6 protein-coding genes are annotated in these 15,583 nt (G+C 69.6%); 1 reads left to right on the forward strand and 5 read right to left on the reverse strand.

Annotated features, from left to right (window positions below):
• Positions 1-90 precede the first annotated feature (90 nt).
• Positions 91-1,266 carry a glycosyltransferase gene (locus BLW83_RS11725; protein WP_177172561.1) on the forward strand — a complete coding sequence of 392 codons (1,176 nt, stop codon included), beginning with the start codon at positions 91-93 and terminating at the stop codon, positions 1,264-1,266.
• Here the strand turns inward: BLW83_RS11725 and BLW83_RS11730 are convergent.
• The 5 genes from BLW83_RS11730 to BLW83_RS11750 all read right to left on the reverse strand — a co-directional run bounded on the left by BLW83_RS11730 (position 1,217) and on the right by BLW83_RS11750 (position 15,401).
• Positions 1,217-1,927 carry a 4'-phosphopantetheinyl transferase family protein gene (locus BLW83_RS11730; RefSeq protein ID WP_090848411.1) on the reverse strand — a complete coding sequence of 237 codons (711 nt, stop codon included), beginning with the start codon at positions 1,925-1,927 and terminating at the stop codon, positions 1,217-1,219. The two genes, BLW83_RS11725 and BLW83_RS11730, sit on opposite strands and share 50 nt — an antisense overlap.
• Entirely contained in the window at positions 1,917-6,470 is a 4,554-nt protein-coding gene (locus BLW83_RS11735) for a MupA/Atu3671 family FMN-dependent luciferase-like monooxygenase (RefSeq protein WP_090848412.1), read from the reverse strand. The genes BLW83_RS11730 and BLW83_RS11735 overlap by 11 nt, the downstream gene beginning before the upstream one ends.
• A gap of 10 nt (positions 6,471-6,480) precedes the next feature.
• Entirely contained in the window at positions 6,481-7,431 is a 951-nt protein-coding gene (locus BLW83_RS11740; protein ID WP_090848413.1) for a glycosyltransferase family 2 protein, read from the reverse strand.
• Positions 7,428-13,841, reverse strand: a complete 6,414-nt coding sequence (locus BLW83_RS11745) for a type I polyketide synthase (RefSeq protein ID WP_090848414.1) — start codon at positions 13,839-13,841, stop codon at positions 7,428-7,430. Before BLW83_RS11745 ends, BLW83_RS11740 begins: the two co-directional genes overlap by 4 nt.
• 120 nt (positions 13,842-13,961) lie before the next feature.
• Positions 13,962-15,401, reverse strand: a complete 1,440-nt coding sequence (locus BLW83_RS11750; protein ID WP_218139124.1) for a hypothetical protein — start codon at positions 15,399-15,401, stop codon at positions 13,962-13,964.
• Between the last annotated feature and the right edge of the window lie 182 nt (positions 15,402-15,583).

Here is a 15,583-nt window from a genome sequence, read left to right on the forward strand (position 1 = left end):
GGATGCCAGAACCCGCCGATGCGAGGCTGCTGATTCATGCACCCGTGTCCCTGCACCGGGAAACGGGAAGGGTGTGCGGGAAACCGTAAAATGCACCAACCCCGCCTGATCATGTTCGCGCCCGCCCCGGTCCTGCGGATGGGCAACCGGCTGCGGCTGGACGTGAAATTCGTCGAGGGTGTGGCCCAGCATTGCGAGGCATGGCCCGGCCCGGTCAGCTGCGTGCTGCGCGAGGGCTGCGGCGACATTCCCTTTGGCGCTGAATATGCCCTCGATGCGCTGCCGTTCGACCTGCGCATCCTGGGCCGGCACGAGCCGGTGGCCCTTGGCCATGTCGAGGGCGCCGATGTGATCCTTGCCGACGCGGATGACACGAATCTTTTGTCGCTGGTGCCGCTGGCCCGGCAGGCGGGCGCGAAAATCGCCTATGTGATCGAATACACGCTGCAAACGCGGATGCAGATCCTGATGCTGGACCGGCAGCGCAGCCCCCTGCGCAAGCTGCGCGGGGCGGCGTGGCTGCTGCATCAGGAACGGCGCCGGCGCCGGGCCATGCACCAGGCCGATGCGCTGCAATGCAACGGCTATCCCGCCGCCGAAAGCTATGGACGGCTGAACGGCAATGCGATGACCTATATGGACGGGCGCCTGACGCCCGAGGTGCTGGCGACGCCGGCCGACATCAAGGCGCGGCAGCAGCACCTGCGCAGCGGCGCCCCGCTGCGGCTGATCCATTCCGGCCGGCTTGAGCCGATGAAGGGCGCGCAGGATCTGCTGCCGGTGATGCGCGAACTGGCCCGGCTGGGGGTGACGGCCGAGCTGGACATCTACGGCAGCGGCAGCGAAGCCCCTGCCATCGCCGCCGGGCTGGCTGAATTCGACGGCCGGGTGCGCCTGCACCCGCCGGTCGATTTCCGCAACACCCTGACCCGGCTGAACCGCGAAAGCGCCGACCTGTTCCTGTCGTGCCACCGTCAGTCCGACCCCTCGTGCACCTATATCGAGGCGATGGGCGGCGGGCTGGCGGTCGTGGGCTACGCCAATGCGATGTGGCGCCGGATGGCCGAGCTTTCGCAGGCAGGTCTGCACGCGCCGCTGGGATCGGTGGCCGGGCTGGCGGGCAGGATCGCCACGCTGGACAAGGACCGCGAAACCCTGATCGAGATGGGCGACAAGGCGCTGGGTTTTGCCTCGGCGCGTCTGTTCCAGGACGAGTTCAGGCGCCGGATGCAGCATCTGCGCGAACTGGTTCCTGCAACAGGCTGAAGCCGGCAAGGATCAGCCCCTCGGCAAAGGCAAAGCGGCCGTGCAGCACCCGACCCTTGGCAAAAGGCGCGACGGGGCACAGGAAACGCGCGGTCAGGGCGGCGGTGCCGGGTTCGACGCGCACCGTCAGCGCGTCGAACCCGAACAGCGTCCTGCTGAGCGGATACTGGCATTTGTAAGCGGCCTCTTTGGCGGCAAAGATCAGCCGCGCCCAGCGCAGGGGCCGGTCGCGGCCACAGATCCAGCCGCGTTCGTCGCTGTCGCAGATCAGCGGCAGCAGATCGCCGGGCAGATCCTCGTCCGGCTCGGCGTCCAGCCCCAGCGCCAAGGTGTCGGCGCGCGCGGCCACGGCCAAGGCCAGCGTGCCGTGGTGGGTGATGCTGCCGGTGACGCCTGCGGGCCAGATCGGCGCGCGGTCCGCGCCCATCGGGATCGGGCTTGCGGGCAGGCCCAGCCCGGCCATCGCCTGCCGCGCGGCGTGACGGCCGGCGGCGAATTCGGCCTGCCGTGCGGGGACGGCGCGCGCCATCGCGGCGCATTCCATCCCCAGCAGAGGCCCGCCCTGCCCGACCACGCAGGCGCCGACGCCGATGCCGGGCGGAAACAGCGCCGCTAACGTGCGGGCGGCGCTGCCCTTGGTCAGGACGGCCTCAGCCGCCATCGCGCTGCGCCCGCAGCGCGCGGCGCCGCGCGATGGCGTCGGCGCGGGCGGTTTCCTCGGCGGCTTCGGCCTGCTTGCGGGCGGTGTCGTCCACCGCACCGCCCGACAGATGCGCGGCCAGCGATTCCAGCGTCGGGAAGCGGAAGATGTCGGTGATCGACAGCCGCACGCCGCCCCCCAGCGCCGCGCGGATTTCCCGGTGCGCCTGCACCGCCAGCAGCGAATGCCCGCCCAGCGCAAAGAAATTGTCGCGCGAGCCGATCCGCGGCCGGTTCAGCACCCGCGCCCAGACCGCGGCAATGGTCGCCTCGGTCCCGTCCGAGGGGGCCACGAAATCCTCGGCCACCGCATCGGCGCTTTCCACCACATCGGGCAGCGCCTTGCGGTCCACCTTGCGGTTGGGGGTCAGCGGGAACTCGGCCAGCCGCACGAAATGCCCCGGCACCATATGCGGGGGCAGACGCTCGGCCAGATGGCGCTTGACCGTATCGGTCGACAACTGGTGATCGCCGGTCAGATAGGCGATCAGCCGCAGGTCGCCCGGGGCCATCTCGCGGCAGATCACCACTGCCTGACGGACGCCGGCGCATTCCTCGGCGGCGGCCTCGATCTCGCCCAACTCGATGCGATAGCCGCGCAGCTTGACCTGATGGTCCGCGCGGCCAAGGAATTCCAGCTTGGCCCCGCCCTGCCCGTCGGGACGCCAGCGCACCAGATCGCCGGTGCCATAGATGCGGCCCGGGGCAAAGGGGTTGGGCCGGAACCGGTCCTCGGTCAGGTCGGGGCGCTGCCAATAGCCGCGGGCCACGCCCTCGCCGCCGATCCACAATTCGCCCTCGGCGCCCAGGGGCACGGGCTGGCCGTCCTCGTCCAGCACATAGCACTGGGTGTTGGCAAAGGGGGTGCCGATGCTGACCACCGGGTCGGTGACCCCGGCGGGGGCGGTGGTGGACCAGACCGTGGTTTCGGTCGGGCCATACATGTTGGTGATCCGGCGCGCGCCCGCACGGGTCAGGTCGGCGACCAGCGACGCCGGCAGCGCCTCGCCCCCAAGGATCAGGTGGCGCAGGTTGCCCATGGCGGCACGGGCGTCGTCGTTCATGGCGATCATCCGCGCCATCGAGGGCGTGCACTGCATATGCGTGGCGCCGTAGCGGGTGATCTGCGCGGCGATCGACCAGTCGCCCTCGGCCAGTTCCGGCGCCTCGTTGCTGCGGCGCAGGATCTCGGCCAGCGGGGCCAGCCCCTCCAGCACGGTGTCGCAGGGCAGGCCATAGTCGATCAGGCAGGCGATTTCATCGACCCCGATGCGCTTGAGCTGCTCGACCCGCGCCAGCCCGTCCTCGACGGTGCCGAACAGGCCCGAATCCTCGAAATAGCGCTGGAAGGCGAAATCGAGGATCGCCTCGGTTTCCTCGGCATCAAGGCTGCGCAGGTCGATGTCCATCGGGTTGGTCACGCCCTGCGGTTTCTTGAAGGCAGGGAAGGCCCAGGCGTATTGCTTGACCAGCGCGGCGGCGGATCGCAGGTAATCCTTCATCGGGCCGCGGGCGCGGTCGCGCGCCACCTCGCGGTCATGGCAGATATAGCTGTGCAGCATCAGCGTGACCTTGAAATCCGCCGGATCACGGCCGGATTTGCGCAGCGCCTCGTGGTAGATGGCGATCTTTTCGCCGACCTCGTCAACGGACTGGCCCAGCAGGTGGGTCAGCACGTTGGCGCCGATCTCGCCTGCCTCGCGCCAGGTGTCGGGGTTGCCGGCGGTGGTCACCCAGATCGCCAGTTCGCGGCTGACCGGGCGCGGCTGCGTCACCACATCGACCATGCGCCCGTCGTTCAGCGGAAAGGGCACCGCCTCGCCCCGCCACATCCGGCGCAGCTTGTCGATGGTGTCATACATCGCCGCCTTGTTGTTCGGCGGGCCGTTTTCCGGGCGCAGCACGAAATCCTCGGGGTGCCAGCCGGACGCGATGCCCAGCGCCGTGCGCCCGTTGGTCAGGTTGTCGATGACCGCCCATTCCTCGGCCACCCGGATCGGGTGATGCAGCGGCGCCACGCAAGACCCGGCGCGAACCTCAAGGTTGGTCGTGACCGCCGCCACCGCCGCCCCGGTGACCGAGGGGTTCGGATAGGGGCCGCCAAAGGCGTGGAAATGCCGTTCCGGCGTCCAGACGGCGCAGAACCCGTGCTGGTCGGCGAACTTCGCCCCTTCCAGCAGCACGCGGTATTTCTGCCGCCCGACGCCATCGTCGTTGCCCCAGTAGAACAGGCTGAAATCCATCTTGCGGGCGCTGATCCGGCTGCCGGCAGAGACCAGCGCGCGCTCTTCCTCGCCCATCAGCACGACGTGATAGCCGCGGGCCAGCGTCCAGAACAGTTCCAGCACCGAGATGTCGAAGGACAGCGAGGTCACCGCCAGCCACACCCGCCCGTCGCTGTCGGGGATGCGCTGGTCCATGCCGACAAAGAAATTCGTCGCGTTGCGGTGTTCCAGCAGCACCCCCTTGGGGCGGCCGGTCGAACCCGAGGTATAGATCAGATAGGCCAGATCATCCGGGGCGGCGCCGCCTTCGGGGTTGGTTTCCGGCATCGCGGCCAGCCGCGGCTCGGCGTCCAGCACCAGCAGTTCCGCATCGCTGTCGGGCAGCGCCGGTTCCAGCGCGGTTTCGGTGATGATGACCGGGGCGCCGGAATCCTCGACATACAGCGCGATGCGGTCGGCGGGATAGGCCGGGTCCAGCGGCAGATAGGCGCCGCCGGCCTTGAGGATGCCCAGCGCCCCCACCAGCAGCAGGGGCGAGCGGCGCAGGTTCAGCCCGACCACCGTGCCCGGCCCCACCCCCATCTGCCGCAGCAGATGCGCCAGCCGGTTCGCGCGGGCGTTCAGCTGGGCATAGGTCAGGGTGCTGTCTTCATGCGACAGCGCGGCGCCGCCGGGGGTGCGGGCGGCCTGCGCCTCGAACGCGCGATGGATCGAGTGGTCGGGGACGGCGCAGGCGGTGTCGTTCCATGCGCTCAGCAGCAGTTGGCGTTCGGCCTCGGGCATCGCGGGGATGGAGGCAGCATCGGCGTCGCCGGCGGTCGCGGCAACCGCAGCGGTGAAATGCGCCAGCCGCGCGGCCAGCAGCTGCGCGCCCATGCGGTCGATGCGGGACAAATCGGCCAGCAGCCGCCCGTCGGCCGTCACAGTCAGCACGGTGCCGAGGACCGGGCGGTTCGCGTCGGACCAGCCGATGGCGGGGACCGGCGCGGGGCCGATGGCGGGGTCGCGCAGGGGCAGGTCCACGGCGAATTCGGGCCAGCGGCGGGCGCGCTGGAACCCCTGTTCGGCGTCTGCCGCGATCCGATCCAACGTGCCAGAGCCGGGCAGCGGCAGCGGCGCCCAGCCCGACAGATACCCCGGCAGCCGCGGCGCATTGCCATCGGCAAAGGCCAGATACACACGCTCGCGCCCCGCCAGCTGCGCGGCCCACAGCGCCAGCGCCGAGGGCGTCGCGGCGGCGCCCAGCGGATATTCCTGCCAATCGGCAGCGCCGCGCGCCGGCTGCGCAAAGGGCAGCGCGGCGGGCTCAGCGGTCAGCGCGCGGCGGAATGCGCCCTCGCCCCCGACCACCGCGGCGATGGCATCATCAATCCGCGTAACCTCATCGGCAGAGGCAGAGGCCAGCACATCGCCCACCCGCGCCGCGTCCGGGGCGGCGACCTCGGCCCCGTCCATCTCGCGCAGGCCGGACAGGCGCACCGCGCCCGCAACGCAGGCGACGGTCAGGCCGGTGTCATCGGCGGCCAGAACGGTGCCGGGCGCACCCGTCCCCTCGACCGGCTCGGCCGTGCGGACAGCCAGCAGCCGCCCGCCCAGCCACAGCTTGGGCAGCGCCAGAGGGTTGGCAAAATCGCCGTGGTCAAGCGCGCGCACCAGCCGCGCCACCTCGGCCGCCGGGCGGTCAAAGCCCAGCCGCCCAGCTGCCGCGGGCCGCTTGTCGCGGGGGTGATAGCTGCGCTGCGACAGATCCTGCGGGCGCCGGGCGGGGTTGCCTGCGACCAGCGCCTCGGCCAGCTCGGGGAAGCTGTCCACCGCGGCCTCCCACGCGCGGGCGTTCAGGGTCAGGGTGGTGTCGTCCGGCGCGATCTCGAAGTCGCGGGCGACCAGGATGTCGCCCTCGTCGATGCCGCCCTCGATCATGTGCCAGGTGATGCCGTGGCGCGGCTCACCCCCCAGAATCGCCCAGACAGGCGCGTTCAGCCCGGCATGGCGCGGCAGCGGGCCGTCGTGAAAGTTCACGGCCCCGCGCCGCGCGCCGCCCAGCAGCGACTGCGGGATGATCGACAGGTTCGCCACGCTGAGCAGCCAGTCGTAATCCAGCCCCTCGGGGGTGCGCAGATCGTCCTGCGCGCGCAGCGGGATGCCCCGACCCTCGGCCCAGCGGGCGATGTCGGGGTTGCGCGTCGCAACCGCCGTGATGGTCAGGCCGCGCCCCAGCCAATGCTCGGCGCATTGGACCAGAAGCGATTCGTTACCGATGAATAGCGCCGAAGTGGACATGACAGACTCTCTACCGACTTTCTTTCCGGGCCGGCTGGGGGCCGGCAAGCATATGGGCAACCATTTGCCGCGTGAAACCGGGCGCGGCCGCGCGCCGCCCCCGCAGCCGCGCGATCATGGATCCGGCGACCACCGCCGCCGTCGCGGCAATATAGCGCATCTGACCGTGGTTCTTGCGCCAGTAATGGCGGCGGCTGTCGAACCAGTAGTCCGGGGTCCGCGCCCAGGTCTTCATCCCCGTCGAGACCGAGCCGATATGCATCACCCGGCTGGCGGGCACGAAATCGGTCTGCCAGCCGGCGCGGGCGGCGCGCAGGCACAGGTCGGTTTCCTCGAAATAAAGAAAGAATTCCTCGTCGAAGATCCCGATCTCGTCCAGCATGTCCTGCCGCATCATCAGGCTGGCGCCGGCCACCCAGTCCATGCGCGTGGTCCGCTGGGGGATCGGCGGTGCCACCACATGGCGATGCAGCAGCCTGGTGATCGGGCCGGTCACTGCCGCGCCCTCGAACTCGGACGCGACCGAGGGAAAGCGGAAACAGGCGTTGTGGGGATCACCCTCGGGGCCGTGGATATGGCTGCCGGCCATGCCGGTCTGCGGATGCGCCAGCATGTAGTCCAGCAGCGCCCGCACCGCGCCCGGGGCCGGAAATGCGTCCGAGTTCAGCAGATAGACGAAATCCGGCCGCCGCCCGTCCGCCAGCCCGGCCCGGATCGCATGGTTGTTGCCGGCCCCGAAACCGCCGTTATGCCCCGATTGCAGCAGCCGCACCCGGTCCCAGCCGCGTTCGGCGATGCCGCGGGCGATGGCACCCTCAGAGCCGTCGCCGCTGTCGTTGTCGACGATGGTGATGGCGCCGTCGATGCCCGCCATCGCCGCCACCAGCGCCTCGGCCGAGCGCAGGGTCATGTCCGGCGTGCGCCAGTTCAGGATGATCGCGTGCAATACCGCCATGGTCATTCCGCCGCCTGCCGCGCGGGCGCGGATTCCGCCTGCGTCAGGATGCGCCGCAGATGCGAGGCGAGCACCCGGACGTTGGGTTCCAGCACCATGCTGTCATGGTCGCCCGGCACCTCGATCACCTCAAGCGCCGGGGCCAGCGGGGTCAGGCCGTTGTCTTTCATGACATACTCCATCCCCGCGCTGATCCAGCGCCCGCCCGACACCTTGAAGCGCCGGTCCAGCGCCGGGCGCAGCAGCACCACCCGCCCGTCGCGCCGCACCATGTCGAAACGGGGCAGCGCCGCATAGAACGCGGCCTCGATCGCCGAGTTATGCAGCTGGTGCGCGTCCTCGACCGCGCGAGAGTTGCGCTGCGCGCGCTTCCACTCGGCCTTTTCGCGCGCCCAGCGCGACAGATAGGCGGGGCCTTCCTCGCGCAGCATCGCCAGCTTTATCAGCGCCTTGTCCACCCGCCCCGGCACCGGCCGCATCGGCAGCGGCGTGTCCAGCAGCACGGTGACGGCGACGGTTTCGCCCGCCTCCTCAAGCTGGCGGGCGATTTCCCAGGCGATCAGCCCGCCGCCCGAGAACCCGCCGACCAGATACGGCCCCTGCGGCTGCACCTGCCGCATTTCCACGATGTAGTCGCGCGCGGCGTCGGTGAAATCCTCATGCGGCGGCGCGTCCCCGAACAGCCCCCGCGCCTGCAAGCCATAGAACGGCCGCTCATTGCCCAGCAACTGGGCGAGATGGCGCAGGTTCAGCACGTTGCCGAACATCCCCGCCACCAGAAAGAACGGGGTGCGCGGCCCGCCGTCGCTGCGATGCATCGCGACCAGATGGGTATGGCGGCGCATGGGCGTGACCTCGGCCGGGGCGCTGTCTGCCGCCGGCTCGGCCGTGTCGCCCGCCGGCCCGATCTGCGCCTCGATCAGCGCGGCGCAGGCGGCGATGGTCGGGGCCTCGAACAGGATCGAGATCGGGAAATCCACCGCATAGGTCTTGCGGATCATCGAAAACAGCCGCACCGCGATCAGCGAATGGCCGCCAAGGTCAAAGAAACTATCCTCGACCCCCAGGTTGCCGACGCCCAGCAGGTCTTTCCAGAACCCGACCAGAGTGCGCTCGATATCGTTGCGCGGGGCAACGAATTCGCTGTCGAGTTCGGGGCGCTCGAACTCGGTCGCACCGGGCAGGGCGGCGTCCGCCCCCGCATCGGCCTGCGCGACCAGCGCCGGCAGCGGGATCGAGCTGACCACCAGCTGCCCGGCACCGCTGGCAATGGCGCGCAGGAACGCCTCGGCGCCCTCGTCGGCGTGGATGCCCTGCGACAGGTTGTGGCGCAGCTGTTCCTCGGCCGGGCCGATCTGGCGCGGCGCGTCAGAGGCGTCAAAGACGATCTCGCGCGCGTCGGGCGTGGCGGACAGGTCCAGCGCCCCCTCGATCCGGCGCAGGGTAAAGCCGGCGATCTCGGCCACCACGCGGCCGTCGGTGTCGGCCAGCGTGATGTCGAACCGCGCCAACCCGTCGCCGTCGCGATTGGGGGCGGCGTTGCGGATATGGCTGACGAGCTGCGCGGGCAGCGGCCCGGTCAGGGTGATCGCGCCATAGCTCAGCGGCACCCACAGCCTTGCGTCGTCATAGCCCTCGATCAGCCGCATCGCCCAGCCGGTGGCGATGTCCAGCAGCGCCGGGTGCAGCAGCCAGCCGGCATCGGCGTCGCGAAACTGCGCAGGCAGCGCCAGATCGGCGATACCCTCGCCCGCGCCAAAGGCCCGGCTTTGCAGCACCCGCCAGCGCGGGCCGAAACGCAGGTGGCGTTCCTGATCGGTCACCAGCCCCTCGCCCCGTTCCGGCTGGGGACAACGGGCGCGGATCGCGGCGATGTCCAGCGCCGGCGGCGCAGAGGCCAGGGTTTCGACCTGTGCCTCGGCGTGCAGCAGCCAGCCGGTCGCGCCGTCCACGGCGACGGCGCTGCGGATTTCCGCGTCATACCCGGTCGGAGTGCGGGCCAGCCGCACCCGGATACGCGCCTGTTCCCCGTCCGCCACCAGCAGCGGGCGCAGGAATGTCAGGTCGGTGATGCGCAGGGGCCCCGGGGCCTCGACCTCGGCCAGCGCCTCGGCCAGCAGTTCCAGATAGCCGGTGCCGGGCAGCAGCGCCTGACCCGACGCAAGCCGGTGCCCGTCGATGATCCAGTCGCCGTGATCCAGCGCACCCGAAAACAGCCGACGCCCGTCGGGGTCGAACCCGGCCTCGGCCAGCAGGGGCTGGGCGATCGGCGTGGGCGCGGCAGGTGCAGGCGGCGCCAGCGCCGCAGCAGCCATGCCGACATCGGCCCAGATCCCCCAGTTGATCGCCAGCACCCGCGTGGCCCCGCCCGCGCGCGATTCCGCCCAGGCGTTCAGAAAGCTGTTGGCCGCGACATAATCCAGCTGCCCCGGCGGCGTCGTCACCGTCGAGGACGACGAAAACACCCCGATCAACCCGACCGAGCCGTCGGGGAACACGCTGTCCAGCACCATGGTGCCATGCAGCTTGGGGGCCAGAACCTGCCCGATGGATTCAGGCGTTTTGGTCAGGATCGGCGCGTCATCCACCACACCGGCGGCATGGATCACCGCATCAACCCGGCCGAAACGAGCCTCGGCGGCGGCGCGCGCGGCCTCGACCTCTTCGACGTTGCAGATGTCGGCGGCAAGGGTCAGCACCTCGGCGCCCTCGGCCTCCAGCGCCTCGACCGCGCGCAGCCTCGCCGCCAGAGCATCACCGGGCGGGGCCTGCCGGATCAGCCCCGGCCACTCGCCACGCTCGGGCAGGGCGCTGCGGCCCAGCAGCACCAGCCGCGCGCCATGGTCGCGCCACAGCCTCCGCGCCACGGTCAGGCCGATGCCCCCGAAGGCGCCGGTAATCAGGCAGACCGCGCCCCGCGGCAGCGCCGCACCCTCAGCCGCTGGCAACGCCCGAGGCCGCCAGTCACGCGCATAGCGGACGCCCGCACGCAGGGCGGCGGTGCGGCGACCGGGCGGGGCCAGCAGCTCGGCCAGAACCTCGGCGGCAGTGTCGGCCGGCGACATCGCGGGGTCGATGTCCAGGCTGGAACAGCTCGCGCCCGCAAATTCACGCGGGATCACCCCCAGAGGCCCGGCAATCGCGGCTTTCTCGGGGTGGGCAAGGCGCTCGATCTTCTGTCCCGAAATATCCCCGCCGGAGGCTCCGGCCGCGCCGCCCACACCCCCGCGCAGGGGCAGCGCCGCGGCGCCGCTGGTGATCGCGGTCAGGTGCCAGGGCGTGGGCAGCCCGGCCTCGTCCATCGCCTGCGCGAGAAAGGTCAGGCTGTAGAACCCCTGTTCCAGATTGCGGTGGAACAGGCTGGACCCCGGGCGGAACCCGTCATCCGCGGCCAGCCAGAAATGCGCGATCCGGTCGGGGGCCAGCCCCTGCGCCACCAGATCGCCCAGCAGCAGGTCGTAATCGTCGCGCCCGCGCTCGGCGGAAATGCAGTAGCGGTCCTGATCCAGCCGGGCAAAGCTGTCACCGGCCAAGACCTCGATTACCCGGTGCCCGGCGGCGCGCAGGGGCGCGGCCACCGCGGCGCCCAAGCCCTGCCCGTCCGACAGGAACAGCCAGCAGCGTTTTTCCGCACGATCCAGCGCGTCCACCGCGATCTCGGCGCTGCGGCGCAGCCAGTAAGGCTCCCACCCCCAGTCGGCCACATCGTCCACCCGTTCGGGGAAACGGGCGGAATCGTCGCGGGCGACCGTTGCCGCGCGGTCGATGAAATAGCGCTGCCGCTGGAACGGATAGGTCGGCAGCACCACCCGTTGGCGGGGCACGTCGCCCCAGAACTGCGGCCAGTCCACCGCCACCCCCAGCGCCCACAGCCTGGTCAGCGTGGCGATGAACCATTCGTCGTCGGCGACCTGATGGTCGGGGTGGCGCAGCGTCGCCAGCGACTGGTTCGCCGGCACCCCGTTGGCAACAGCCAGCGAGGCCAGCGTCCGCCCCGGCCCGACCTCAAGATAAACCCGCCCCTTGTCGCGGCTCAGCTGCGCCATGCCGTCGGCGAAATGCACGGTGTTGCGCAGATGCGCGACCCAGTATTCCGGGTCGGTGGCCTGTTCGGCGGTCAGTTCCTCGCCGGTACGGTTGGAAATCACCGGTAGCTTCGGCGCCGACAGCTTCATCCCGCGCAGATGCGCGCCGAAATCGGCCAGGATCGGCTTGAGCATCCGGGAATGTGCGGCAATGTCGATGCGGATGCGCTGGGGGGTGATCTCATCCGCCGCCAGCCGCGCCGCCAGCGCGTCCAGCGCCGCGTCGGGGCCGGAAATCACGCACAACTCGGGCGCGTTGACCGAGGCGATGTCGAGATCGTCGCTCAGATACGGCCTTACCGCATCGACCGACAGCGGCACCGACAGCATCCCCCCCGGTGGCACGCTGTCGAACAACTGCCCGCGGCGGTGCACCAGCCCGATGCAGTCCTCAAACGACATCACCCCGGCGATGCAGGCGGCGACGTTTTCGCCCATCGAATGCCCGATCAGCGCCGAGGGCTGCACCCCCCAGCCCATCCACAGCTTTGCCAGCGCGTATTCGGTGATCGCGATCAGCGGCAGCTGGACCGAGGGCTTGGTCAGCGCGGTCTCGGCCGCGGCTTCCTGCCCCGGCTCGGGCAACCACACGGTGCGAGGGTCATAGTCCAGCTTTGGGGCCAGATACGACAGGCCCTTGTCCATCCACTCGCGGAACTCGGGTTCAGTATCGTAAAGCCCGCGCGCCATCTGCGCATATTGCGCGCCGCCGCCGGGGAACATGAACACGACCTCGGGGCGGTCGCCCAGATGCTGGTGGGTGAACACCTGCCGCTGGTCGCCCGATTCCAGCCGCGCGGCGGCGGTTTCGTGATCCGAGGCCACGACGATGCGGCGATGGTCGAACTGCCGCCGCCCCTGCATCAGGGTAAAGGCGACATCGGCCAGCGGCTGTTCGGGATGGGCGCGCAGATGCGCGGCCAGCCGCGCCGTGGCCTGATCCAGCGCCGCCTTGCTGCGGGCGGACACGACCAGCGGCTGGAACGGAAAATCCGCTTCTTCGGACGGCGCGCGGGCGGGCGCTTCCTCAAGCACCACATGCGCGTTGGTGCCGCCGACGCCAAGGCTGTTCACCCCCGCCCGCCGTGGTGCCCCGCCCTGCTGCGGGAACGGGGTCAGCCGGTCGCAGACCGCAAACGGCGAATGTTCAAAGTCGATCGAGGGGTTCGGCGCCTCATACCCCAGTGAGGGCGGAATTTCCGCGTGATGCAGCGCCAGCGACGCCTTGATGATGCTGGCGACGCCCGCGGCGGTGTCCAGATGGCCGATGTTGGTCTTGACGCTGCCCACCAGACAGCGCGCGGCGTCCGAGCCGGTTTCGGCGAAAGCCTCGGTCAGGGCGGCGATCTCGATCGGGTCGCCCAGATAGGTGCCGGTGCCGTGGCATTCGATATAGCCGATGCTGTCGGCGCTGACGCCGGCCGCGCGATAGGCCGCCGCCACCGCCGCCGCCTGCCCGTCGACCGAGGGCGCCAGATAGCCGGCCTTGGCCGCGCCGTCGTTGTTGATGGCGCTGCCGCGGATCACGGCCCAGATATGGTCGCCCTCGGCCAGCGCATCGGCCAGCGGGCGCAGCACCAGACAGCCCGCGCCCGACCCGAACACGGTTCCCTGCCCGCGGTGGTCGAATGCGTGGCAATGCCCGTCGGGGGACAGAACCTCACCATCCTGATACAGATAGCCGCGGCCGTGAGGCAGCTCGATGGTGACGCCGCCGGCCAGCGCCATGGCGCATTCGCCGCGCCGGATCGACTGGCAGGCCATGTGGATCGCCACCAGCGAGGTCGAGCACGCCGTCTGCACCGAAATTCCCGGCCCGGTCAGATCGAGGATATGGCTGACCCGCGTGGACAGGAAATCCTTGTCGTTGCCGGTATGGCGCAGCAGGAACATGCCGGTCGAGCGCACCAACTCGTCCTGCGAACAGACGTTGAAATAGAAATAGCTGCCCATGCCGCAGCCGGCAAAGACCCCGATGGGGCGGCCCAGACCTTCGGGGGTGTGGCCGGCGTTCTCCATCGCCTCCCACGCGGTTTCAAGGAACTGGCGATGCTGGGGGTCCATGATCGCCGCCTCTTTCGGCGACAGGCCAAAGAACTCGGCGTCGAAATGGTCGAAACGGTCCAGCGTCGCGGCAAAGGGAACGTAATTGGGCTGGCGCATCCGGGCCGGGCTTTCGCCGGCCTCGCGCAACTCGGCCTCGGTCAGCTCGCGGATCGATTCGACGCCGCCGCGCAGATTGTCCCAATATTCGGCGATCGAGCCGGCCCCCGGCAGATGCGCCGCCATGCCGACAATCGCGATGTCACCCGAACCGGACCTGTCATGCATACCCATGCGTGAATCGCCCCTTATAAAACACAACCATAGTTAGACCGATCCACCCGCGCATATACAGCAGGCAATTGGAACAATAACCCTGTCCCTTTATACAGTTTTCACCCTGTCCGGTCAGATCAGCGTCCGCTGGGGGCGCGAATCCGGTCCGGAATCATGATCCGGCGCTGCGTCATCTTCAAGTCGTTCCTCGGTTGACGGCGCCTTGCTGAAACGCGCGGCGCCCGTCAGCGCGCCCGCCAGCAGCCAGGTCAGCGGGGTCATGGTGGCATTCGGGATCAGGTCGACCATGTTGATGGACAGCATCAGCGCCGCCCCGGTCAGCAGCAGGGGCGCCTGTCCGGCGCCGCCCTGCCCCGTCATCCGCCGCGCGACCTGCACACCCCGCAGCACCGCCACCGCCAGCAGCCCGAAACGCCCGACGAACCCGACGATTCCGCGCGCGCTCATCACCACGATCCATTCGCCGTCGGTGACCGTGAGGATGGTTCCGTCGATGTCGAAGACATGGTTGCGGTTCCATTCCCCCCAGCCGAAAAAGGGCCGGATCTGGACATGCTGCAACAGCACCCATTCGTTGTCGAAGCGGTATTTCAGCGAAAAGGCCCGCTCGGCGCTGACCTTGCCGGCCATGTCCAGCATCCAGTCGATCGGCACCAGGCCGTAAAGCCGCAGCAGCGGATAGCAGACCACCGCCACCGCCATCAGCGCGGCCGCCCGGCCGATCAGCCGGGACGGCGCCATCAGGATCAGCGGGATGAAGACCCCCATGTAAAGCCATGCGGCCAGCGTGCGGCACAGCACCACCATCACCAGCAGATACAGCAGCACGCCCAGCATCCGCCCCCGTGATTCGGGCGGGGACAGCCGGGTCAGCATCGCCGCGGCATGTGCCCCCATATAGGTCATCAGCGCCACCCAGATCCCGTGTTCGAGAAACACGATCGGGCGAAACCCGCCGGACCGCATCATCTGCTCGAAGCTGTGCTGGAAAAACCCATAGACCCAGACGTTCATCTGCGGCGACAGGCGCACCTCGATCAGCATCGGCACCGAGTAAATCAGCATCGCGGCGACCAGCACCCCCAGCACCTCGCGCAGGTCGCGGGCGCTGCGCACATAGCGGACCCCCAGCGCCCAGATCAGCAGCGGCGGCATGATGTTGATCAGCATCGACACCCCGTCGCGCAGGGTCAGGCCGGGCAGCACCAGACCTCCGCCGACAAAACGAGGGTCAGAATTGGTCAGCGCGGTTCCGAACCCCCCCGCCAGGATCAGCGCGACGCACAACCCGGCCCATGGACCGGCGCCGAACAGCGGCGCGCGTTCGCCCCGGATCATCCAGGCGGCCAGATAGGCGCCGATGGCCGGGATCGCCAGCTTGTCCAGCACCGGCATCAACGGCACGTCAAAGGCGACCAGCGGCGGCAGGAACAGATAGCCGCCCAGAACCGAAACCAGCAGCGCCCTTTGCGGACTCAGCCGGGCGAACAGCACGAATGTCAGCGGCAACCACAGGGCCAGGGCAATAAGAGCAACGGGACTGCTGGGCACTTGCAGGTGGTTCCTTGTTCCGGGCCGCGACCCGGGCGATGGGCTGGCCGCGCAACCGGGCCGGAAAGGGGCAGACGCACGGGTCGGGAACAGTCAGGCCCGGATGACAAGGCTGCGTTACAAAGACACCACCATAACGGTCAATATGTCCGACGGCGAGACTGCGGCGGCGGAAATCCGGC

The organism is Paracoccus alkenifer (assembly GCF_900108405.1).
Lineage (GTDB): Bacteria > Pseudomonadota > Alphaproteobacteria > Rhodobacterales > Rhodobacteraceae > Paracoccus > Paracoccus alkenifer.